Genomic DNA, 23307 nt, shown 5'->3' with positions numbered 1-23307 from the left:
AAAGCACACTGATCTGACGAGGGGAGACGTCTGATGAGTCAGCCACACATAACGCTGAACGACCGCTTCGATCTTGAGAAATCACCCGTTCTGTTGAACGGAACACAGGCGCTTGTGCGCTTGATGCTGATGCAGAAGGCCCGCGATCAACAGGCCGGGTTGAACACCGCCGGACTGGTGACCGGTTATCGTGGCTCACCTCTGGGTGCCGTGGATCAGCAGATGATGCGCGCCCAGCGCTATCTGACCGAAAGCGATGTGACCTTTCAATACGGCTTGAACGAGGATCTGGCCGCCACTGCGCTTTGGGGCAGCCAGCAGGCGGGCCTGCGCGGCGATGGCCGGTATGACGGCGTGTTTGGTCTTTGGTACGGCAAGGGGCCGGGGGTTGACCGGTCGGGTGATGTGATGCGTCACGCCAATATGGCGGGCACCGCGCAATATGGCGGTGTGCTGATGGCGATGGGGGATGACCACACTGGCGAAAGCTCGACCGTGTTGCACCAATCGGAATGGTCTTTGGTCGATATGTATATGCCCGTGGTCAGCCCTGCAGGCGTGCAGGAGATTCTGGACTACGGCATTTACGGCTTTGCGCTCAGCCGGTTCGCGGGTGTCTGGGTTGGTCTTAAAACGATGAAGGACACGATCGAGGTGACCTCGGTCGTCGATGGCAGGCCCGACCGGATGGGCGTCGTGATCCCCGAGTTCGACATGCCCGAGGGTGGGTTGAACATCCGCCTTGGTGATACGCCGCATCTGCAAGAGGCCCGCGTAATCGACTACAAGCGTTTCGCGGCCGAGACGTTCTCGCATGCCAACAAGCTGGACAAACGTGTCTGGGGCAAGCCGGGGGCCAAGATCGGGTTCGTTGCGGCGGGTAAAAACTGGCTGGACCTGACCCACGCGCTGTCTTTGCTGAACATTGATGAGGCCGAGGCGGAACGGCTGGGCATCACGACTTACAAGATCGGGCAGACGTTCCCGCTGGATATGGCCGGGTTCCATGATTGGGCTGAAGGACTGGACCTGATTGTGATCGTTGAAGAAAAACGCAAGCTGATTGAGGTGCAGGTCAAAGAGGCAATTTTTGACGACCGCCGGGGTCGCCGCGTTTATGGCTGGTACAAGGGCGGCGCCGGAACGCTGCATCGTGAGGAGTTGTTCCCCACACGCGGCGCATTGGACCCTATCATGATTGCCGAAAAGCTGGGTGACATCCTGATTGAAGAGGGGCGCGAAACGGATGGCGTCCGCGCAGGTCTCGCCAAACTGTCAGAGGCGCGGCGTGCAGACAACGCGCAAGAAATCGCGACGCGGTTGCCCTATTTCTGCTCGGGCTGTCCGCACAACAGTTCAACCAAAGTGCCAGAGGGTAGCCGCGCCTATGCAGGCATCGGATGCCACTACATGGTGCAGTGGATGGATCGGGAGACGACCGGCTTCACTCAGATGGGCGGCGAGGGTGCGAACTGGATTGGTGAGGCTCCGTTTTCGACCACCAAACACGTGTTTCAGAACTTGGGTGACGGTACGTATAACCACTCCGGCGTGCAGGCGATACGCGCGGCGCTGTCGGCGGGCACCAACATCACCTTCAAAATCCTGTTCAACGATGCGGTTGCGATGACTGGCGGGCAGGGGAACGAAGGTGATTTGACCGCTGAACGGATCGTGGACGAGGTGAAGGCCATGGGCGTGCAGCATGTGGCTCTGGTCTATGATGAAAAGGAAGACGTTAACCTTGGGGCTCTGCCGTCGGGTGTAGAGAGCTTTGAACGCGCCGAGTTGATGAAGGTGCAGGACCGCTTCCGCGAGATCGAGGGCGTCTCAGTCATCGTCTATGTCCAGACCTGCGCGGCTGAGAAACGCCGTCGCCGCAAGCGTGGTGAGTTCCCAGACCCGGACAAGCGCGTCTTCATCAATACCGATATTTGTGAAGGCTGTGGTGATTGCGGGGTTCAGTCGAACTGCGTCTCGATTGTGCCCAAGGAGACCGAACTGGGCCGCAAACGCGCGATTGATCAATCCAGCTGCAACAAGGATTTCTCGTGCCTGAACGGGTTCTGTCCGTCCTTTGTCACTCTGGAAGGGGCAAAGATCCGGAAAGAGGCGACCAAACAGCTTGATCTGCCCGATCTGCCCATGCCCGATCTGCCGCAGATCAATGGTACGCATAACGTGGTTATCACCGGAATTGGTGGCACAGGTGTCGTGACCCTCGGAGCGATTCTGGCGCAAGCGGCGCAAATCGACGGCAAAGGCGCGGGTATGATGGAGATGGCCGGCCTCGCCCAAAAAGGAGGTGCGGTTCACATCCATTGCCGTCTGGCGAACAAGCCGGAGGATATCAGCGCCATTCGTGTCGCAACGGGCGAGGCGCATGCGCTGATCGGCGGCGACCTCGTGGTCTCGGCCGGGGCAAAAACCCTGGGGCTGACTCGGGCCGGACAGACCGGCGCGGTGGTCAATAACCACAGCACAGTGACCGGCGATTTTACCCGCGATACCGAATTCCGCATTCCGAGCGACCAGTTGGAGCTGGCACTGCAAGCGCGGCTGAAAGACGGGGTGAGCCTGTTCGATGCGACCGATCTGGCCAAGATCGTGATGGGCGATTCGATCTACTCCAACATGATGGTCTTTGGCGCGGCATGGCAGCGCGGCACTTTGCCTGTCAGTCATGAGGCGATCATGACCGCGATAGAGCTGAACGGAACCGCAGTCGAGCGCAACAAGCGGGCCTTTGACGTGGGTCGCTGGGCGGTTCTGCACCCGGAGGAGGCGCAGGCGATGCTGGCCCCTTCGGTCTCGGAATTGCCGAAAACACTGGATCAAATGATCGACTTCCGGGCGCAGCACCTGACCGATTATCAGTCGGCCCGACTGGCGAAACGCTACCGCAAGCTGGTGGACGGTATTGCAGATGAAGCGCTGCGCGAGGCTGTGGCAAAAGGCTACCACAAGCTGTTGTCCTACAAGGATGAATACGAAGTTGCGCGCCTGCTGCTGACCAGCCGGGAAAAGGCTGCTGCCAAGTTCGACGGCGATTTCAACATGACCTTCCATTTGGCCCCGCCGATTTTTGGTGGGAAGGGTAGCAATGGCAGACCGCGTAAGCGCGCCTTTGGGGAATGGATGCTTGGTCCTCTGAAGCTGTTGACCAAGTTGAAGAGTTTACGCGGCACGCCTTTGGATATCTTCGGCTACTCGGCCGAGCGGCGGATGGAACGCGCGCTGATCAAACAGTACGAACAGGACCTGACAGAGGTACTGCCTCTGGCAACGGAAGACACGCGGGATGCGATCGTTGCACTGGCCCGTTTGCCACTGGATATCCGCGGTTTCGGCCCAGTTTTGATGCAAAACGAAGCCAAAGCGGCCAAACGGCGCGAAGAGCTGCTGTCGACGATCCGCAGCGGAGGACCCGAGATGCGCGCTGCGGCGGAATGAGGCGTCACAAACCTGTCACCTTCGCTAGGCAAAATCTCCGCTTAACGTATAATGCAGGCAGTTAGTTCCGGAGTCCTCAGATGCCCTCGCGCCGTCATGTCGTTCGAGACATTTCTTATGCCCATTCCGCCGAAACCAAGGGCGGTCGGATGGTCATCAAGCTGATGGAAAACACCACAGGCCGCATGCGACTGATCAAGCGTGCGGACGGGTACGAACAAGACGTCGCCAAGGGGCGCGATTTCTGGGATGTCATGGTCGAACGCTACGGTTTGACGCTGGATGTTGTAGGTGGGGCGCTGTCTAATATCCCGAAGGACGGCCCTCTGATCCTGATTGCCAATCACCCTTACGGCATTCTGGACGGATTGATGATGGGGCATATCCTGTCTGAAACGCGCGGCGATTTCCGGATTCTGGCCCATCGCGTGTTCCGCAAAGCAGAAGATCTGAACCGCATCATCCTGCCGATCTCTTTTGATGAGACGAAAGAGGCGATGAAGCTGAACCTTGAAACCCGCAAGACCGCCTTGAACTATCTCGGCGACGGTGGGGCGATCGGGATTTTTCCGGGTGGAACCGTCAGCACTGCCCTCACGCCGTTCGACCACCCAATGGACCCCGGTTGGCGGGGCTTTACCGCTCGGATGGTTGCCAAATCGAACGCGACCGTGGTGCCGGTTTTCTTTGACGGCCACACCTCGCGTTTATTCCAGATCGCAAGCCATTTGCACAACACCCTGCGGATGGGTTTGCTGATCAAGGAGTTCAAGAAACGCGTCGATACACCTGTGAGAGTGGTGATCGGCGAGCCGATTACCCGTGATGTTCTGGACCCACTCAGCAAGGATACGCGCAAGATGATGGATTTCCTGCGCAAAGCCACGTATGAGCTGTCTCCGACACCGCTGAAGTCCTATGACTACGGCTATGAATTTGAGGAACGGCATCGCGCCTGAAGGGCTAATGGCAGTAGGTATCTTTGATTCCGGTTTGGGCGGTCTGACCGTCCTGAACGCCGCGCAGCAACGGCTGCCCGACGTGGATTTCCTGTATTACGCGGACAGTGCGCATGCGCCTTATGGCGTGCGCGATGCCGAGGATATCTATCAGCTGACCCGCAAGGCGGTCTACGACCTGTGGGATCGCGGCTGCAATCTGGTGATTCTGGCCTGCAATACTGCCAGCGCCGCAGCCCTGCGGCGAATGCAGGAAGAAGGCGTGCCCGAAGGCAAACGGGTTCTGGGAGTCTTTGTCCCCTTGATCGAGGCGCTGACCGAGCGGCAATGGGGTGACAACTCGCCTCCACGGGAAGTGGCGGTCAAGCATGTGGCCTTGTTTGCAACGCCCGCCACAGTCTCCAGCCGCGCCTTCCAGCGGGAACTGGCGTTCCGGGCGATTGGTGTGGATGTCGAGGCACAGGCCTGTGGCGGCGTGGTCGATGCCATTGAAGACGGCGATTTGATTCTGGCCGAGGCACTGGTGCGCAGCCATGTGGACGCGTTGAAGCGCAAGATGCCCGAACCTCAGGCGGCGATTCTGGGCTGCACGCATTACCCCTTGATGGCCGAGACGTTTCAGGCTGCTCTGGGCGCGGATGTTCAGGTGTTCAGCCAGGGCGATCTGGTGGCTGAAAGCCTGGCCGACTATCTGCAACGCCACCCGACCATGCTGGGTGAGGGAGAAGGTGGCTATCTGACCACCGGCAAGCCCGGTTTTGTCAGCGATCGGGCGACGCAGTTCCTCCGACGACAAATCTCGTTTGAGGCGGCCTGATTTAGGTCAAGGACGCCACCCCTCCGATTTTCTAAATCCAAGACCGTCACAGTGGCGGTCATGATATGTGACACATGCAAAGAAGAGGTCTGACATGACCCATAAAATCGCAATTCTGGGCGCCTCGGGCTATACTGGCGCTGAACTGGTGCGGCTGATCGCCGAGCACCCAAACTTGGAGATCGTGGCTCTGGCGGCGGAACGTAAGGCGGGCCTGTCGATGGCTCAGGTCTTCCCGCATCTGCGCCATATGGACCTGCCAGATCTGTGCAAGATTTCTGAGATCGACTTTTCGCAGATCGACCTGTGTTTCTGCGCGTTACCGCATAAAACCAGTCAGGAAGTGATCCGCGACCTGCCGAAGAACCTGAAAATCATCGACCTTTCTGCCGATTTCCGGCTGGAGGACGCCGATGAGTACGAAAAATGGTACGGCAACCCGCATAGCGCATTGGAGCAGCAGGAAGAGGCGGTTTATGGCCTTACCGAGTTCTATCGTGACGACATCCGGACCGCACGGCTTGTGGCCGGTACAGGCTGCAACGCGGCGACCGGACAGTATGTGTTGCGGCCGTTGATTTCAACCGGTGTGATTGATCTGGATGACATCATCCTCGATCTGAAATGCGCCGTGTCGGGCGCTGGCCGGTCGTTGAAAGAAAACCTGCTGCATGCCGAGCTGAGCGAAGGCGCGAATGCCTATGCCATAGGTGGTACGCACCGCCATTTGGGTGAGTTCGATCAGGAGTTCTCTAAACTGGCTGGGCGCACGGTGCATATCCAATTCACACCGCACTTGATCCCGGCGAACAGGGGTATTCTGGCAACCTCCTACGTGAAGGGCGACCCGCAGAGCGTTTACGAAACGCTGGCGAAAGCCTATGCGGACGAGCCTTTCATTGAGATTCTGCCGATGGGCGAAGCGCCCTCGACTCACCATGTGCGGGGATCGAATTTCTGCCATATCGGTGTTGTTGCGGATCGGATTGAACGGCGTGCTATTGTGATCGCCGCTTTGGATAACCTGACAAAAGGTAGCAGCGGGCAGGCCTTGCAGAATGCCAACCTGATGTTAGGTGAGGATGAAACGCGAGGGCTGATGATGGCCCCCTTGTTCCCGTGAGGACGGTATGAAAACGCTCAAGAAACGTCGTCGAGTTCAGATCATTCTGGTGGCCGTAGCGGCCCTGGCGGTGTCGACGGCGTTGATTGGGTATGCGATGCGCGATGGCATCAACTTCTTCCGCTCGCCCAGCCAGGTGATCGCTGAGCCGCCTGCGCCGACCGAGGTGTTTCGCATTGGTGGTCTGGTCGAAGAGGGCTCGATCGTCCGGGGGCAGGGTGAAACGGTGCGCTTTGTGATCACCGATGGCGGAGAAAGTGTTCCGGTGGCGTTTACCGGGGTTCTGCCGGATCTGTTTTCGGAAAATGAGGGTATGGTTGGGACGGGTCGCTATGTGAACGGTGTGTTTGAAGCGACTGAAATTCTTGCAAAACACGATGAGACCTATATGCCGAAAGAGGTCATGGATGCCTTGAAGGAACAGGGCGTTTACAAGGATCCTGGCGAAAGCTGAACGCAGCTGCGCTGCGTGCCTCCGGCGGAGGTATTTTTGAACAAAAGAAGCAGGGGCGTTGCGCGCGGATGGCAGGCGGCGCTCTGTTTCGTTTGGGGTTGTTAAGGAGTTTGCAGGATCGTGCCCTCGACTGATGCAGGTGGGGGTCGTGATGCAGACGGTTCGACAGATTGCCGAAGAGATCGTGCAGCGGGAAGGCGGGTTTGTAGATGATCCGGATGACCTGGGTGGAGCCACCAATTTCGGCGTGACCATTCACACGATGCGGCGCCTGGGGTTGGATTTGACGCGGGACGGGGTGGTCAATGCCGCCGACGTGCGGGCGCTCAGTCGAGCGCAGGCGGTTGATATCTTTGTGCAGCATTATTTCGAGAAACCGAGAATCGCCGCTTTGCCCGAGGCGCTGCAGGCTAGCGTGTTCGACATGTATGTAAATGCGGGCGCGCAGGCAGTGCGCATTTTGCAATCGCTGTTGGTGAAGATGGGTTTTAACGTTGTAGTAGACGGGGTTATCGGCTCTCAGACCATAGGCACCAGTCAGGACGCGGCGCGCCCGAATCCGGTTCAGTTGCGGGACGCCTATGGGGTGGCGCGGCGGAATTATTACTTTCGGCTCGCAGATCGGCGGCCCGCTTCGCGAAAGTATGCGCGCACCCGTGCGGGCGGAAAAGGCGGTTGGATCCGACGGGCGGAAGAGTTCCTGTCTGATCGCTATCACCTGAGCGATGAGGCGTTTCAGAGGAGGGTTGCGGGATGGGATTGATCTCGGGCGTTTTGGGTTTCTTGTTCGGTGGCGGGCGCAACGTGGTGCGCGAAACCGTAGAGGTCTTTCGGGAAAACGTCGATGCGGGTGCCCAGCGCCGAATGGTGGCGCAGACTCAGGCCATGACCCAGTTCGGAGCTGAGTTTCAAAGACCGCCCAAAGGCATGTTCGACCGGTTTATGGACGGGTTGAACCGGCTTCCGCGTCCGGCCTTGGCGCTGGGAACACTGGGTCTGTTCGCTGCCGCCATGATCGATCCGATCTGGTTTTCGGCGCGAATGCAGGGGATCGCGCTCGTGCCCGAGCCTTTGTGGTGGTTGCTGGGTGTGATTGTCTCGTTCTATTTCGGGGCTCGGCACCAGGCGAAATCGCAGGATTTGCAACGCGAGATCTCGGCCGTGATGGCGCGGACTCCGACGGTTCTAGCTAACCTTGATGCGCTTGGAAATATGCGCAGCGACCGACCCGGTGTGGCAGATACGGGGCCGGATGCGCGCTTGGCGCAAGAGAGCCTGCTGGCTGATGCGAACCCGGCGTTAGAGGATTGGCGACGCGAAAGGGGCTGAGTTGCGACACTATGTGCCCCGAAATCAAACGAAAGTGGTTGGCGATTGCCGTACCTCCGGCATATATCCTGCCCTATGGTTACAGAGCTAGGTCACTTCGCGCTAATCCTCGCCTTCTTCGTCGCTATCGTGCAAAGCGTGGTGCCCCTGATCGGGGCATCGAAACGCTGGGCTGGATGGATGGCGTTTGCGGAACCGGCGGCAATCTCACAATTCCTGCTGACGGCATTTTCCTTTGGAGCGCTGGTTTGGGCGTTCACTACATCTGATTTCTCGCTGAGGATCGTGGTTGAGAACAGCCATTCGGCGAAACCGATGATCTACAAGATCAGTGGGACTTGGGGGAACCACGAAGGCTCGATGCTGTTGTGGGTGCTGATCGTGACCCTGTTCGGCGCAATGGCCGCGTTTTTTGGCGCAGGCCTGCCGCCCACGTTGAAAGCGCGCGTGTTGGCTGTGCAGTCGGCTGTGGCCGTAGCGTTCTTCGCTTTTATCCTGTTTACCTCGAACCCGTTTGATCGGCTGGCGATTGCTCCGTTCGATGGGCGCGATCTGAACCCGCTGCTGCAAGACCCGGGCTTGGCGTTCCACCCGCCGTTTCTGTATTTGGGCTATGTCGGCCTGAGCATGGCGTTCAGCTTTGCCGTGGCCGCATTGATCGAGGGCCGTATTGATGCGGCCTGGGGCCGGTGGGTACGGCCGTGGACGCTTGCCGCCTGGGTGTTTCTGACCATTGGGATCGCTCTGGGGTCGTGGTGGGCCTATTATGAGTTGGGCTGGGGCGGTTTCTGGTTCTGGGATCCGGTCGAGAATGCCTCGTTCATGCCATGGTTGTTGGCGGCGGCGCTATTGCACTCGGCCATTGTCGTGGAGAAGCGCGAGGCGCTGAAGAGCTGGACAATCCTGCTGGCGATCATTGCCTTCGGGTTCTCGCTGATTGGGACATTTATTGTGCGCTCGGGGCTTCTGACCTCGGTACATGCCTTCGCGACAGATCCAGAGCGGGGCGTGTTCATTCTGTTGATCCTTGTGTTCTTTATCGGCGGTGCGCTGACGCTGTTTGCGGCGCGGGCGCAGGCGATGGAGGCGAAAGGCGTCTTTGGCATGGTCAGCCGTGAGAGCGCGCTGGTCGTGAATAACGTTCTGCTGGCCGTTAGCTGTTTCGTGGTGTTCGTAGGCACCATGTGGCCGATGGTTGCCGAGATGATGTTTGACCGGAAGCTCTCGGTCGGACCGCCGTTCTTTAACTCGGCCTTCACGCCATTCATGGTGCTGTTGGGGCTGGTCCTGCCAATTGGCGCGATGTTGCCGTGGAAGCGCGGAAAGCTGGGCAAGACAGCGTGGTCTCTGCGTTATGCGTTTGTGTTGGCTGTCGCCCTTGGCGTGCTGATCTGGGCGATGCAAACGGGACGCAGTGCTTTAGGACCTGTGGGTCTGTTTCTGGGCGCGTGGATCACCTTCGGCGCCGTTCTAGATTTGTGGAGCCGGACGGGACGCAACGGTAGTCTGAAACGCCTGTTCCGCCTGCCAGGGGCCGATTGGGGCAAAGCGGTTGCCCATACGGGGTTGGGTGTGACCATCTTCGCCATCGCCGGTCTGACCGCGTGGGAGGTTGAGGATATCCGCGTCGCCCAACCGGGGCAGCCTTTTGAGGTTGGTCAATTCACCCTGACGCTTGAGGATGTCAATCGCGTGCAAGGGCCGAATTATTTCTCGACCATGGCGGATGTGAAGGTGGAGACCAACGGGCGCATGATCGGGACGCTGCATCCCGAAAAACGTGACTATCCGGTTGCGCGTATGCCCACCACCGAGGCGGCGATTGACTACCGGGTGATGCGCGATCTCTATGTGGTGATCGGGGATCAACAGGCGGATGGGGGCTGGGTCTTGCGGACCTATATCAAACCCTTCGCCAACTGGATCTGGGCCGGATGTCTCATGATGGCGTTGGGCGGCGTCCTCAGCCTCTGCGACCGACGTTTCCGAGTTGCGGCTGGCGCACGCAAAGCCCCCTCTGCCGGAGTACCCGCAGAATGAAACGTCTGATCCTGATCCTTATGCTTTTGGCGGCACCGGGATTTGCTGTGCAACCGGATGAAGTGCTGGACGATCCGGTGCTGGAACAACGGGCCCGCGACCTCAGCACCGGGTTGCGCTGTCTTGTATGTCGAAACGAGAGTATCGATGAAAGCAACGCCGATCTAGCGCGCGACCTGCGCTTGCTGGTACGCGAAAGGCTGGTGGCCGGGGATACGGATGAAGAGGCGATCGCCTTCATCGTCGACCGCTATGGTGAATATGTGCTGCTGAAGCCGACGGTTACGGGCTCGAACCTGATGCTGTGGCTGGCCGGGCCGATCATGTTGCTGATTGCGGCCGGTGTCGGCTTGGTCTTTCTGCGCAACCGGGCCAAGGCGCAAGCATTGGGCGAAAGCGACGGGCTGAGCGACGCCGAAAAAGAACGCCTGCGCCAAATTCTGAAAGACTGACGCGTGGTTCCGCTTTTCCTCGGCCTGTGAATACGGCAGTGTCCGCTCACGCACAGGCGCGAGGGAGAGCTTTAATGGACTACGAAACGATCCTGCTGGACATCACGGACGGGCTGGCGGTGCTGACGCTGAACCGCCCCGACAAGATGAACGCGCTGACCACGCAGATGCGGGCTGAGATCACCCATGCGATGAAGCACGCAGCCCGAAATGCGCGGTGCATCGTGTTGACCGGGGCCGGACCGGCCTTTTGTTCCGGGCAGGATCTTGGTGATGCGTCCTCAACCGGAAAGATCGATCTGGAACGCTCTTTGCGCGATGAATACGAGCCGATGCTCGAGACCATCCATGACAGCCCGGTACCTACCATTGCCGCCGTCAATGGACCGGCAGCCGGGGCAGGGGCCAACCTTGCGCTCTGTGCAGATGTGGTGATCGCGACCGAGAGCGCCTATTTCCTGCAGGCCTTTTCCCGCATCGGCTTACTGCCAGATGCTGGTGGCACATGGTTCATGCCGCGCCAAATGGGGCTGGCCAAGGCCATGGGTGCCGCGTTGTTTGCCGACAAGATTACCGCGCGTCAGGCCGATGATTGGGGGCTGATCTGGGAAGCGGTCGCCGATGATGCGTTTGATGGCCATTGGCGCAGCCGAGCCGCGCATCTGGCCCAAGGTCCGACGGCGGCCTATGGCGCGATCAAACAGGCGCTCCGCGGTACCTACGAAAAGACCTTGCCGCAGCAATTGGCGACCGAGGCGCATTTGCAGGGTGAATGTGGACGCTCGCGCGATTTTGCCGAAGGCGTGGTGGCCTTCATGGAAAAACGCCCCCCGAAATTCGAGGGGCGCTAACTCAGGCGCGGCGGCGGCGTCGGGTGCGCCGCTCGGGCGCGGCGTCGTCGCCGGTGCCATCCGAGGCGGATGAGAACGGTCCAAGCGCATCGGTGATCTGATCAAGAGTCGGGCGCGCGCCACGTTCTGTGCTGTCCAGCGCTGCACGCATTTTCTCAAGATGTGCAGGCATGGTGCCACAGCAACCACCGATGATCTTTGCGCCAGCATCGCGGGCCATCACGGCATAGTCGGCCATCAGATCGGGCGTGCCGTCATAGTGGATGTGACCGTCGACATATTTGGGGATCCCCGCATTGCCTTTCGAGATCAAGGGCCGCTCGGTTCCTTGCGCGGTGAACCCAAGTACAGTGCGTAAGATATCCGACGCTCCGGTGCCGCAATTCGCGCCAAACGCAATCGGAGGGTTGGGCAGTGTTTCGACCAACAGAGCCAGATCAGCCGAGGTGACGCCCATCATGGTGCGCCCGGCAGTGTCAAAGCTCATGGTGCCGCACCAAGGCATATCGGCCAGAGCGAAGGCCTCGGCCGCGGCGCGGAACTCTTCGGGGGCGCTGATCGTCTCGACCCACAGAACATCGACGCCGCCCACTTTGAGGGCTTCGGCCTGTTCGTGGAACATCTCGACCGCCTCGGAATGCGACAGGCTGCCGACCGGCTCCATGATCTCACCGGTTGGACCAACCGAGCCAGCAACCACGATGGTGCGTCCGGATTTGTCCGCGACCTCACGCCCGAGTTCAGCGCCAATGCGGTTCAGCTCACCCACGCGGTTTTGCGCGTCATGCAGCTTGAGCCGGGCCGAGGTGCCGCCGAAGGTGTTGGTTAGAAACAGATCGCTGCCCGCATCGACCGAGCCCTGATAAAGCGCGCGGATCTTATCTGGCGCATCCACATTCCAAAGCTCAGGCGCATCGCCGGATTGTAGACCCATGTTGAACAGATTGGTTCCGGTCGCACCATCGGCTAGAATGGCCTCTTTGGTCTCTAGAAGCTGAGTCAACGCGTTTGTCATGGGCTTGGTCCGACGTGTTTGGCGCAAAGCGCCAGTATGAATATGAGACGCCCCGTGTCTCATGACCGGGGCGTCAAATCAAATTCATATTACTCATGAAGATCATGAGGTGACCGGTGGCTTAGTCAGTCTCGCTCATGACCTGAGCTTTGGCTTCGGGCAGAAGCTCGGCCATTTTGGCGCGAATTTCGTCATCCGAGGACAGACCGCCCAGATCGGCAGAAACCTTGCGCACGACATCTTCGTGGCCTGCCTCTTCCATATCGGCGATCACGACGGTTTTGGCGTAGTCGTCCGCGTCAGAGCCGGTTTTCCCAAGCTTTGCCGCCGCCCAAAGGCCCAGCAGTTTGTTGCAGCGGGCCTGGGCCTTGAACTGCATTTCTTCGTCATGGGCAAACTTGGCTTCAAAGGCGTTTTCGCGTTCGTCGAACGTGGTCATTTTATTGGGACCTCATAGCGTGGACATTCCTCATCTAGATAAGAAACGAATTTCGGAATGTATAGCGAAAATGGGCTTTGCGCGACCAAATGCGCTGTGTTGCTGCACGCAGGCTGTTCGGACAGGTTCTGAGGGGGCGCAATACAGTGTGGGGAGCTATTCAAAAGCGCAGGCTCTAATGGAAAGCAACCAGACAACTTGCGGGTTGAGGCGGGCTGCTCTATGAGGGCCGCAGCCGCGCGATCTGCGCGTGTTGCCGATATGGAAGGGGCCCCGATGGCGCGTCGCAAGAAAATCTACGAAGGCAAAGCCAAGATTCTGTATGAAGGCCCCGAACCGGGCACAATCGTGCAGTACTTCAAGGATGACGCAACCGCGTTCAACGCGGAAAAGAAAGACGTGATCGACGGCAAAGGCGTTCTGAACAACCGCCTGTCCGAGTTTTTCATGAACGGCCTGACCCAGATCGGTGTTCCAAACCACTTCATCCGCCGCCTGAACATGCGCGAGCAGCTGGTGCGGAATTGCGAGATTGTCCCTCTGGAAGTGATCGTGCGCAACTATGCCGCCGGTACGATGTCCAAGCGTCTGGGCATTGCCGAGGGCACGCAGTTGCCGCGTCCGATTGTCGAATACTGCTACAAAGACGACTCTCTGGGTGATCCGCTGGTCACCGAAGAGCATATCGCAGCCTTTGGCTGGGCCAGTCAGCAGGATATGGATGATATCCTGAGCCTCGCACTGCGGGTGAATGACTTTATGAGCGGCGTGATGCTGGCCGTGGGCATTCGACTGGTTGATTTCAAAATCGAGATCGGCCGCGTATTCGACGGTGACTACCAGCGTCTGATCGTGGCTGATGAGATCAGTCCCGACAGCTGCCGCCTGTGGGATATCGAAACCGGTCAGAAGCTGGATAAGGATGTCTTTCGCCGCGATCTGGGCAACCTGACCGACGCTTACTCCGAGGTCGCGCGCCGCTTGGGCGTTCTGCCGCAAAGCAATGTGACCAAGCCGACGCTGATCAACTGATCTCGGCGTCTGCCTGATAGAATTGCAAAGCGCCGCCCCCATCTGGGCGGCGTTTTTCGCACGAGGGCAGGGTATGTCGTTCGACCCGCAACACCCGCCCGGTCCGATTTGAGACACGCCCCTTCACACCTTTTCAATCTTCGCCTCAAACAGGGTTGTCCCAAAGGCACAACCGCGCTATCCCCCGCGCAACGAAATGGGCCTGCGATTGTGGCCCTCAGGTGGAGTTGCGAAGATGAAGGCACGGGTGCATGTGATGCTCAAGAACGGGGTGCTGGACCCTCAGGGTGAGGCGGTCCGCCACGCATTGGGTGCCATGGGCTTTGATCAGGTCGAAGGTGTGCGCCAGGGCAAGGTCATTGATCTGGAACTCGCCGAAGGCGCGACCGAGGCAGACGTGACCGAGATGTGCGAAAAGCTGTTGGCCAACACCGTCATCGAACGCTACGAGATCGAACTGGTCTGATTGGATGCGGGCAGCGCGTCTGATCACCTATCGCCAGCCGCTGGAGCTGACCACCATTCCCGACCCTGAACCGGCCGAGGATGGCGTCGTCGTCCGGGTGCTGGCCTGCGGCGTCTGCCGGTCAGATTGGCACGCTTGGTCGGGTTCGGACCCGGATGTGATCCTTCCGATGACTCCCGGTCACGAATATTGCGGCGAGGTGGTTGCGGTGGGCAGCCGCGTCCACCGCTGGAAAATCGGTGATCGGGTGATTGCGCCTTTCATTCTGGCCTGTGGTCATTGCCAGGACTGCGCCCAAGGCAATCAAACCACCTGCGCCGACCAGGTCGTGCCGGGGTTTACCTGTGATGGTGCGTTCGCCGAGTACATCGCGGTTGCGCATGCGGATGCCAATCTGACGGAACTGCCCGAGACACTCGCGCCCGAGATCGCGGCGGCGCTGGGATGTCGGGTTACGACCGCGTGGCAGGCGCTGGTTGGTCGCGCTCAACTGCAGGGCGGAGAATGGCTTGCCGTGTTCGGTGGGGGCGGAGTAGGGATCTCGACCCTGTTGTTGGGCAAAGCGCTTGGCGCACGGGTGGTGGTCGTCGATATTTCGGACGACAAATTGAGTTACGCCAAATCTCTGGGCGCGGATGCGGTTGTGAACGCTGCAACATGTGACGCGTCTGAGGCGGTGAAAGATATCACCGGCGGTGGTGCCCATGTGGCGATCGAGGCGCTGGGGATTGAATCCACGACCGTAGCGTCGATGCGGTCCCTGCGCAAACTGGGCCGGATGGTTCAGATCGGCATGCCTGCGGGCGATCATGCGGCTATGACGCTGCCGATGGATGTGCTCTATTCCGGCCAGCTTTCTGTATATGGAACACGAGGGATGCCCAGTTGGCGCTATCCATCGCTTCTGTCGTTGATCACGGGATCGGATCTTGATCTCAGCCCGCTTGTGACACGACACGTATCTTTGAACCAGGTGAGTGAAGAACTTGCCGCTTTCGACGCTCCTGCACCTCCCGGTGTGGCGGTGGTCACTGATTTTACTTGCTAGGAGGGTCCGCCATGCGCGCAGCCGTCATCGTATTCCCCGGATCGAACTGCGACCGGGACCTTGCCGTAGCCTTTGAACAGGCCGGCTTCGCCGTTGACATGGTCTGGCACAAGGATGCCGCGCTGCCCGAGGGTATCGACATTGTCGGCGTTCCCGGTGGCTTCTCTTATGGCGACTACCTGCGCTGTGGGGCCATCGCGGCGCAATCTCCGATCTGCAAGGCCGTGGTCGATCATACCGAGCGTGGCGGCTATGCCGTTGGTATCTGTAACGGTTTCCAGATCCTGACTGAGACCGGGATTCTGCCCGGCGCGCTGCTGCGCAATGCCGGTCTGAAATACATCTGCAAGACGGTTGGCCTGAAGGTCGAAACCAGCGACAGCGCGTTTACTCAGGGCTACAATGCAGGCGACGTGATCGGCATTCCGATTGCCCACCATGACGGAAACTATTTCGCCGATGACGCCACCTTGTCCGCACTGAAGGATCAGGACCGGATCGCGTTCACCTATACCGAGAATCCAAATGGCTCGGTCGGGAATATCGCAGGCATCTTGTCGGAAAACCGTCGCGTTCTTGGCATGATGCCGCACCCCGAACGCGCAGCGGATGAGGGGCATGGCGGCACCGACGGGACGGCATTGTTCCGCGCATTGTCCGGCGTTCTGGCCCCGGCGTGACTTGAGGTCGCCGCTCAGCCCGCGTAACTTTCGGGAATGAGTTCAGGCCTTCACTCGATCAAGGACAAGATGACCCGTCCATTTCGCGGCGCCCCCTTGGGGTGGCGTCTGCGTGTGGCTGTTATTCTGGTCCTTCTGACCGCCGTTGCGACGATCTGGGTGACCAACCGGTTACTGACTGACCGGTTCACCGAGTCGACCCGCAACCGCGCCGAGCTGCGCCTTGCCTTGTATTCCGGCAACCTCCTTAGCGAATTGCGGCGTAACGCGATTGTGCCGCAGCTTCTGTCGCGCGACCCGACGCTGATCTCGGCGCTGCAATCCAGCGACTACCTGTTGTCTAGCCAGCGTCTGATCTCTTTCGTTGAAGAGATCGGGGCCGCGTCCTTGATGCTGATGGACGGCGATGGCGTGACGGTGGCGGCTACTGATCGTAACCGCCTTCTCGAAGGGCATCGCAATGCGCCCTATTTTGTGGACGCAATCCGCTCGAACGCGACGATTTTTACGGTCAGCCCGCGCGAAACCGGCGACTACAGCTTTATCTACTCGCGCAGGATTGAAGCGAATTCCGAGATTCTCGGCGTGATCGTGGTTGAGGTCGACCTGCAGAAATTCGAACGCGCTTGGGCCGGAATTTCCGACGCCGTGCTGGTGCGAGACAGCACCGGCAACATCATCCTTTCGACCGAGCCGCAATGGCGTGGGCTGGACGAAAGCTCGGCCATGCTTCGGCAGACGCCGGAAAGCGCGATCCAGCGCGCGCTGCGGGCGACGGCCGATTGGTCCGCGTTGCCGCCGGATGGCTATCTGGAAGGTGAGGCCGTCATACGGCTTGAGACTCGCATACCGTTCCGCGGCTGGCAAATGGCCTCGTTCACCACCTATGACTCCATCCGCGAAAAGGTGAACAGCGTACTGGCGCTGGAAATCATGGGCTTTGCGATTCTCCTGGCGGCGGCGTTCTATCTGCTGAGCCGTCGTGCGGCCTCGCGCGTGGTTCTGTTCCAGCGCGAGTCGGCAGAGCTTCGCGCATTGAACGCAAGGCTGCAGCGAGAAATCGCTGAGCGCGAACGGGTTGAAAAGACGTTGGATTTGGCGGAACAGACGCTTGCGCAAAGCTCGAAACTGGCGGCCTTGGGTGAGATGTCGGCGGCGGTAAGCCACGAGCTTAATCAACCTCTGGCTGCAATGAAAACCTACCTTGCCGGGGCGCGTCTGCTGCTGCGCAGAAACCGACCGGAAGAGGCCCTTGCCAGCTTTGGTCGTATTGATGGTCTGATCGAGCGGATGGGCGCGATTACCCGGCAGCTAAAGTCTTACGCGCGTAAGGGGGCGGATGCGTTTTCGCCAGTAAACCTTGGCGAAGCGCTGGCCTCGTCGCTGTCGATGATGGAGCCTCAGTTGCGGCAGCGCCATGTTAAGATCACGCAGATCCTCCCCGAAGACCCTGTCATTGTTATGGGCGACCGGATGCGGATCGAGCAGGTGATGGTCAACCTCTTGCGCAATGCGCTGGACGCCACCAAATCTGTAGCAGAGCCAGATGTCGAGATCATCCTGGCGGCGGGCGATATGGCGGTGCTGACCGTGCGCGACAACGGGTATGGTATCAAGGATATCGAAAGCCTGTTTGAGCCCTTCTACACCACCAAGCAGCCCGGTGACGGGGTCGGGCTGGGGCTTGCTATATCGTCGGGGATCGTAAACGACCATGGTGGACGGCTCACCGCACGCAACGGCCAGAAGGGTGGCGCGGTCTTCGAGATGCAACTGCCACTGGGAAGCGACGGCCTCCAGGCCGCTGAATAACACGAGGGAATACTATGGCACAGGCCATGAAAATCGCCATTGTCGATGACGAACAGGACATGCGCCAGTCGATCAGCCAATGGCTGGCACTGTCGGGATATGACACCGAGACCTTTGCCAGCGCCGAAGACGCGCTCAAGGTTCTGGGGCCGGATTATCCGGGGATCGTGATCTCGGATATCAAGATGCCGGGTATGGACGGCATTCAATTGCTGAAAAAACTGATGGGGGCGGATAGCACGCTGCCCGTTATCATGATCACCGGCCACGGCGATGTGCCGATGGCGGTTGAGGCGATGCGCGTTGGCGCGTTTGATTTCCTCGAAAAACCCTTCAACCCCGACCGCATGTCAGAACTGGCCAAACGCGCCAGCAACGCACGGCGGCTGACGCTGGACAACCGCGCCCTGCGGCGCGAGCTGTCGGGTGGTACTCAGATCATGAACAAGCTGATTGGCGCCAGCCCGGTGATGGAGCGTCTGCGCGAAGATATCCTCGATCTGGGGCAGGCGGACGGCCATGTGCTGATCGACGGAGAAACGGGCACCGGCAAGACGCTTGTCGCACATGCTCTGCACGCGGTGGGCAGCCGAGCGGGTAAGAAATTCGTTCTGGTGTCCTGCGCGGCGTTGGAAGAAGAAGTGCTGTCGAAACGCCTGTTCGGCCCGATGATGCCCGAGGATGCGCAGCTTCCCGCGATTGAAGAGGCGCGTGGCGGGACCCTGGTTTTGGAAGACGTTGAAGCGTTGAGCGACACGTTGCAGGCCCGGTTGCTAAGCGTGATGAACGAGCAGGGCACCCCTGCGGAAACGCGGATTGTCGCGATCTCGAACTTGCAAGAGGCTGGTAAGACCTCCGAGGACGTGCTGCGCCCGGACCTGTTCTATCGTCTCGCTGCCCTGCGGATCACCATGCCACCGCTGCGACAGCGAGGAGAAGATATCCTGACGCTGTTCACGCGTCTCAGTGAGCAATTCGCCGAGGAATATGGCTGTGATGCGCCTCAGGTCAGTGCGCAGGAAGCGGCGCAGCTGTTGCAGGCCCCTTGGCCGGGCAATGTCCGCCAGTTGATCAACATCGCCGAACGCGCGGTGCTGCAATCGCGGCGTGGCTCGGGGACGATTGCGTCCTTGCTGATGTCCGATCACGAGGAAATGCAGCCGGTGATGACCACCGAGGGCAAGCCTCTAAAGGAATACGTGGAAGCGTTCGAGCGGATGTTGATCGACAACACCATGCGTCGCCACAAGGGCTCAATCGCGTCGGTGATGGATGAGCTTTGCCTGCCGCGCCGGACACTGAACGAGAAGATGGCCAAATACGGTCTGCAGCGGTCCGACTATCTTTAAGAACCATTTAGGCGCTTATTCAACGCTCCGATCACTCAGTTGGTCGGGGCGTTTTTTATGTTGAAAAGGCCCGTGCTGGGTTTTTGAACGTATCTTAAAGAGATTTTAACCCGTTATAGGGGAAATCTGTTATACTGCATTCACTTATCGTTGATGCGGATTTGAATTTAGCAGTGGCGTTCCTAGGTTAAACACTCAAATACGTGGGTGTTTGTTTGGCAAAAACCCGGCGGTTCGCCTTATTTGGAGACGTGTATGAAGCCCCTCTCGGCCCTTATTGTCGCTGCGACGATAGCGATGACCAGCCCGGCCTCGGCCGAGGACTGGACGGGGGCCTATGCGGGGTTCAGCTTTGGCTATGCGGATGCGGACGGGTCCGGCGGCGCGGGTGGCAACGATACCGTTTTCGGACCTCATGTCGGGTATGACCGCGATTTCGGCGCCTTCGTTCTGGGCGGTGAGCTGGAGTATAACCGGCTTTCTCTCAACCTTGGTCAGGATCAGGGCAGCGTAGACAGTATAACCCGGCTGAAGTTTCGCGGCGGGTATGATTTTGGCGCGGCAATGGGTTATGTCGTGGTCGGCGCTGCTCGTGTTGAAACCTCGGAAGAAAACGACACAGCGGCGGTTTATGGAATCGGCATTGCCTATCCCATCGGCGACAACTTCGTGATCAGTGGCGAAGCGTTGCGGCAGGATTTTGACGATGTCACACGCTCGGGCGGTGGGTTGGACACGAATATCTTCAACCTGCGGACAACGTTCCGGTTCTAAGCGCCTTCACTCAGCGGCTTGCTGACCTGCCACTTCGGATGCGAAGGCACAGATCGTCTTCAGAGCCGTTTCGAAACGATCGTCATCGACAGTCATGGCAACGCGGACGTGTCCTGCAGCGGCTGTACCGAAGCTCTCTCCGGGCATAACGGCAATCGCGTGTTTATCGAGAAGGGCATTTGCAAACCCCTCACCGGTCAGACCGGTCGCGCGGATATCCAACATCAGGTACATCGCGCCATCCGCAGGGACGAGGCTGATGGTATTCTGTTCGGCCAGCACCTCTAACGCGCGCGCGCGGCGGCGACGGAAGGGGGCCGCGATCTTGTATTCGAGCGTTGTGCCCGCGTTCAGGGCAAAGCTTACGGCATCCTGAATGAAGCCTGGGACGCCATAGGTGGTGTGGGTGGCAAGGTTGATGAGGTGGCTGATGACCTCTTCTGGGCCAATGATCCAGCCGCAGCGTGATCCGGTCATGGCGTGCGATTTGGACATGGAACCGACGACCAGAGTGCGATCGGCCATACCGGGCAGCGCGCGCGGAGACAGATGCGCGCCATTCCATATCTGTGTGTCGTAAACCTCATCCGAGATCAGCCACAGGTCGCGCCTCTGGCAAAGATCGGCGATGGACTTCAGTGTCTCGGGTGAATAAACAACTCCGGTCGGGTTGTTCGGCGTGTTGATCAGCAAGGACACAGCGCCATCGGCCATGGCCTCGATCTGTTCGGCACGCGGTTGAAAGGCATCTTCAGCCGAGGTCTGAACCGCCCGCGCCACAGCGCCGGTTCCGCGAATGGTGCCGGGATAGGTGGCGTAGTAGGGGTCAAGGAACAGCCCGACGTCGCCGGGGTTGCACACGGCCATATGAACCGCAAACAACCCCGCCTGTCCGCCTGGAGTGATCAGGACATTGTTTCGGGTGGTTGGTACTCCGGTCCGGGTCTGAACCCGTGCGGCGACCGTGTCGCGCAGCAGATCGGTGCCCGGCACCATGGCATAACCGGTATGGCCGTCGCGGGCCGATCGGTTCATCGCATCCAGGATCGAGGCATCGGTGCCGATGTCATGTTCGCCGATTGTCAGCTGCGTCACGGCGTGGCCTTCGGCGACCATGCGACGCGCGCGATAGAACACATCCCACCCGTCGCTGCCGCCTCCGGTGATCTGCGTGATGCGATCTGACAGTTTCATGATCTTGCCTCGGTTTGTATTTGTGGCGACAGGGACAGAGCGATCCGAAATTGTCAATCAGCTTCGCGCAGGAAGGGTGGCCTGAACCTTTTTCGTGAGCGATGCCCGTACCAGATCGTAAGAGGCGGCAAGGCGGTACCGCATTTCGTCCTCATCCGCGTCAAAGGGCAGGCGAACCCAGCTGCGGTGGAAATAGGGGGCTTTCACACCGACACCCGCATCGATCAGCATCTGCGCGGTTTCGATATCGGGTGTTTTGACCGAAACGCCATCATTTGCGGTCCCGATACAGGCGAACATCTTATCGCCGACCTTCCACGCATCATGCCCGCCGCCCCAGGGGTCAGACCATTCGGCCCCCGGCAGGTCGCGGCAGATTGAGTTGACGAAATCCCTGCTCATGCGCGCAGAGTGCTGGAGAAGACGCGCGAACTCAAGCCTTGGCTTGGCGCATGACGCATGATATGCCGAGCAAATGAACCGGATGATCTGCACCATTATTTGCTGCATTACCTGCTGAATTCTCACGCGGGCCGGTTTCTTTCGTTTTCATCCCTGAGACAAGTTGCTAAGCCCGCGCCAACGCGCAAGCTTTAGGAGCCCGAGTGATGACGACAATCAAGCTGCACAATACACGGACGCGGACGAAGGAAGACTTCGTTCCGATCGATTCCGACAACGTGCGGATGTATGTCTGTGGACCCACCGTCTATGACCGGGCCCATCTGGGCAATGCGCGGCCCGTGGTGGTTTTCGATGTCCTGTATCGGTTGCTGCGCCATGTCTACGGTGCGGATCAGGTCACTTATGTTCGTAATTTCACCGACGTGGATGACAAGATCAACGCCACAGCTCTAGCCCGCAAACAGGCCGGGGCCGAGGGATCATTGGAGCAGTTGGTGCAAGAACGGTCTGATGAGACTATCGGCTGGTATCTGCATGACATGGGCGCGCTTGGGGCGTTGGAACCAAGCGCGATGCCGCGCGCGACCGAGTATATCGCGCAGATGATCGAGATGATCGACGGGCTGATCGCGAAGGGTCATGCCTATGCCGCTGAAGGCCATGTGTTGTTTGCTGTCGATAGCTGGAAATCGGGGTATGGCAAGCTTTCCGGTCGCTCGGTCGATGACATGATTGCCGGAGCGCGGGTTGAGGTTGCGCCTTACAAAAAGAACCCGATGGATTTTGTGCTGTGGAAGCCCTCGACCGATGAGCTTCCGGGGTGGGATTCGCCTTGGGGTCGGGGCCGTCCGGGGTGGCATATCGAATGCTCGGCCATGAGCTACGAACTGCTTGGGGCAAGTTTTGACATTCACGGCGGCGGTAATGATCTGATGTTCCCCCACCATGAGAATGAGATCGCCCAGAGCTGCTGCGCCCATCCAGAGGGTGAGTTTGCGCGTGTCTGGTTGCACAACGAGATGCTGCAGGTCGAAGGCAAAAAGATGTCCAAATCGCTGGGCAATTTCTTCACAGTGCATGATCTCTTGGAACAGGGCGTGCCGGGTGAGGTGATCCGCTTTGTTTTCCTGCAGACCCACTATCGCAAGCCAATGGACTGGACCGAGAAAAAGGCGCGTGAAGCCGAGGCCACCTTGCGCAAGTGGCGGGCGCTGACAGCGGGCATGGAGCCCGCCGCCACCGCGGCCCCCTCGATCATCGAGGCGCTGGCGGACGACCTGAACACTGCGGGTGCCATCGCGGAACTGCACCGTTTGGCTGCGGATGGAGATACGGCGGCTCTGCTGGCCAGCGCACAAGTTCTCGGGCTTTTGGGCGACGATATGGGCGCTTGGGCCGAAGCAGTGGATCTGAGCACTTTCGCTGCCAGATTGGCAGAGGCGCGGGCTGAAGCGATGCAAAGCAAAGACTTCTCAGAAGTGGACCGTTTGAAATCCGCGTTTGTCGCCGCAGGTCTGGAGGTGCGTATGAGCAAAGAAGGCGTTGAACTGGTTCCGGCTGCGGGATTTGATGCCTCGAAACTGGATGATGTTTGAAGGAAATCCGCGCGCCACGT

The 23307-nt window shown here is 59.3% G+C and carries 22 protein-coding genes; 18 read left to right on the top strand and 4 right to left on the bottom strand.

The annotated features are described in order from the left end of the window. The first annotated feature begins 33 nt into the window (after positions 1 to 33). The 10 genes from ACR0NO_RS01995 to ACR0NO_RS01950 all read left to right on the top strand — a co-directional run bounded on the left by ACR0NO_RS01995 (position 34) and on the right by ACR0NO_RS01950 (position 11478). Positions 34 to 3453 (top strand): indolepyruvate ferredoxin oxidoreductase family protein, encoded by a 3420-nt coding sequence (locus ACR0NO_RS01995; protein ID WP_480722791.1) that lies wholly within the window; start codon positions 34 to 36, stop codon positions 3451 to 3453. An 80-nt stretch (positions 3454 to 3533) separates the two neighbouring features. Next, the gene (locus tag ACR0NO_RS01990; protein ID WP_480722790.1) at positions 3534 to 4412 is read left to right on the top strand and encodes a lysophospholipid acyltransferase family protein; all 879 of its coding nucleotides are present in this window, start codon (positions 3534 to 3536) and stop codon (positions 4410 to 4412) included. A gap of 7 nt (positions 4413 to 4419) precedes the next feature. Then, entirely contained in the window at positions 4420 to 5229 is an 810-nt protein-coding gene (locus tag ACR0NO_RS01985; protein WP_170373618.1) for a glutamate racemase, read from the top strand. A gap of 94 nt (positions 5230 to 5323) precedes the next feature. Beyond that, a complete protein-coding gene (gene argC / locus ACR0NO_RS01980) occupies positions 5324 to 6352 on the top strand; it encodes an N-acetyl-gamma-glutamyl-phosphate reductase (RefSeq protein ID WP_480722789.1) in 1029 nt (342 codons plus the stop codon). A gap of 7 nt (positions 6353 to 6359) precedes the next feature. Next, entirely contained in the window at positions 6360 to 6806 is a 447-nt protein-coding gene (ccmE, locus tag ACR0NO_RS01975; protein WP_480722788.1) for a cytochrome c maturation protein CcmE, read from the top strand. A 151-nt stretch (positions 6807 to 6957) separates the two neighbouring features. After that, on the top strand, positions 6958 to 7569 hold the full coding sequence (locus tag ACR0NO_RS01970) for a holin-associated N-acetylmuramidase (RefSeq protein WP_480722787.1): 612 nt from the start codon (positions 6958 to 6960) through the stop codon (positions 7567 to 7569). After that, positions 7560 to 8135, top strand: coding sequence for a holin family protein (locus ACR0NO_RS01965; protein WP_480722786.1), 576 nt, complete (start codon positions 7560 to 7562; stop codon positions 8133 to 8135). The genes ACR0NO_RS01970 and ACR0NO_RS01965 overlap by 10 nt, the downstream gene beginning before the upstream one ends. 75 nt (positions 8136 to 8210) lie before the next feature. Then, positions 8211 to 10175, top strand: a complete 1965-nt coding sequence (locus ACR0NO_RS01960) for a heme lyase CcmF/NrfE family subunit (protein ID WP_480722785.1) — start codon at positions 8211 to 8213, stop codon at positions 10173 to 10175. Continuing rightward, positions 10172 to 10627 (top strand): cytochrome c-type biogenesis protein, encoded by a 456-nt coding sequence (locus ACR0NO_RS01955; protein WP_170467085.1) that lies wholly within the window; start codon positions 10172 to 10174, stop codon positions 10625 to 10627. The genes ACR0NO_RS01960 and ACR0NO_RS01955 overlap by 4 nt, the downstream gene beginning before the upstream one ends. Before the next feature lie 74 nt (positions 10628 to 10701). Further along, the gene (locus ACR0NO_RS01950; RefSeq protein WP_170483971.1) at positions 10702 to 11478 is read left to right on the top strand and encodes an enoyl-CoA hydratase-related protein; all 777 of its coding nucleotides are present in this window, start codon (positions 10702 to 10704) and stop codon (positions 11476 to 11478) included. Between the two features lies 1 nt (position 11479). Here ACR0NO_RS01950 and bmt read toward each other — a convergent pair whose 3' ends face one another. Next, on the bottom strand, positions 11480 to 12493 hold the full coding sequence (bmt, locus tag ACR0NO_RS01945; RefSeq protein WP_480722784.1) for a betaine--homocysteine S-methyltransferase: 1014 nt from the start codon (positions 12491 to 12493) through the stop codon (positions 11480 to 11482). 121 nt (positions 12494 to 12614) lie between these two features. Then, a complete protein-coding gene (locus ACR0NO_RS01940) occupies positions 12615 to 12932 on the bottom strand; it encodes a DUF1476 domain-containing protein (protein ID WP_170373627.1) in 318 nt (105 codons plus the stop codon). 276 nt (positions 12933 to 13208) lie between these two features. Here ACR0NO_RS01940 and purC point away from each other — a divergent pair, with 276 nt between their 5' ends. From purC to ACR0NO_RS01905, 7 genes are all read left to right on the top strand, one after another. Continuing rightward, positions 13209 to 13964: a phosphoribosylaminoimidazolesuccinocarboxamide synthase gene (purC, locus tag ACR0NO_RS01935; RefSeq protein WP_170467720.1), complete on the top strand. Its 756-nt coding sequence runs from the start codon at positions 13209 to 13211 to the stop codon at positions 13962 to 13964. A 235-nt stretch (positions 13965 to 14199) separates the two neighbouring features. Continuing rightward, positions 14200 to 14430, top strand: coding sequence for a phosphoribosylformylglycinamidine synthase subunit PurS (gene purS, locus ACR0NO_RS01930; RefSeq protein ID WP_170374301.1), 231 nt, complete (start codon positions 14200 to 14202; stop codon positions 14428 to 14430). A 4-nt stretch (positions 14431 to 14434) separates the two neighbouring features. Beyond that, positions 14435 to 15478, top strand: coding sequence for a zinc-dependent alcohol dehydrogenase family protein (locus ACR0NO_RS01925; RefSeq protein WP_480722783.1), 1044 nt, complete (start codon positions 14435 to 14437; stop codon positions 15476 to 15478). A gap of 11 nt (positions 15479 to 15489) precedes the next feature. Continuing rightward, positions 15490 to 16158: a phosphoribosylformylglycinamidine synthase subunit PurQ gene (gene purQ, locus ACR0NO_RS01920; RefSeq protein WP_480722782.1), complete on the top strand. Its 669-nt coding sequence runs from the start codon at positions 15490 to 15492 to the stop codon at positions 16156 to 16158. 36 nt (positions 16159 to 16194) lie between these two features. Beyond that, the gene (locus ACR0NO_RS01915; protein WP_475216144.1) at positions 16195 to 17970 is read left to right on the top strand and encodes a sensor histidine kinase; all 1776 of its coding nucleotides are present in this window, start codon (positions 16195 to 16197) and stop codon (positions 17968 to 17970) included. Positions 17971 to 17984: 14 nt separating this feature from the next. Then, complete coding sequence (locus ACR0NO_RS01910) at positions 17985 to 19319, top strand: sigma-54-dependent transcriptional regulator (RefSeq protein WP_170373631.1); 1335 nt, start codon at positions 17985 to 17987, stop codon at positions 19317 to 19319. A 255-nt stretch (positions 19320 to 19574) separates the two neighbouring features. Continuing rightward, the gene (locus tag ACR0NO_RS01905) at positions 19575 to 20093 is read left to right on the top strand and encodes an outer membrane beta-barrel protein (protein ID WP_170467077.1); all 519 of its coding nucleotides are present in this window, start codon (positions 19575 to 19577) and stop codon (positions 20091 to 20093) included. Positions 20094 to 20099: 6 nt separating this feature from the next. Here ACR0NO_RS01905 and ACR0NO_RS01900 read toward each other — a convergent pair whose 3' ends face one another. Both ACR0NO_RS01900 and ACR0NO_RS01895 read right to left on the bottom strand, forming a co-directional pair. Next, positions 20100 to 21287, bottom strand: coding sequence for a pyridoxal phosphate-dependent aminotransferase (locus ACR0NO_RS01900; RefSeq protein WP_480722781.1), 1188 nt, complete (start codon positions 21285 to 21287; stop codon positions 20100 to 20102). A 57-nt stretch (positions 21288 to 21344) separates the two neighbouring features. Next, positions 21345 to 21689 (bottom strand): MmcQ/YjbR family DNA-binding protein, encoded by a 345-nt coding sequence (locus ACR0NO_RS01895; RefSeq protein ID WP_170548904.1) that lies wholly within the window; start codon positions 21687 to 21689, stop codon positions 21345 to 21347. A 206-nt stretch (positions 21690 to 21895) separates the two neighbouring features. Here ACR0NO_RS01895 and cysS point away from each other — a divergent pair, with 206 nt between their 5' ends. Then, positions 21896 to 23287: a cysteine--tRNA ligase gene (gene cysS / locus ACR0NO_RS01890; protein WP_480722780.1), complete on the top strand. Its 1392-nt coding sequence runs from the start codon at positions 21896 to 21898 to the stop codon at positions 23285 to 23287. The last annotated feature ends 20 nt before the right edge of the window (positions 23288 to 23307 follow it).

The organism is Ruegeria sp. CL3 (genome assembly GCF_056536505.1).
This window is presented reverse-complemented; position numbering and strand designations above follow the sequence as displayed.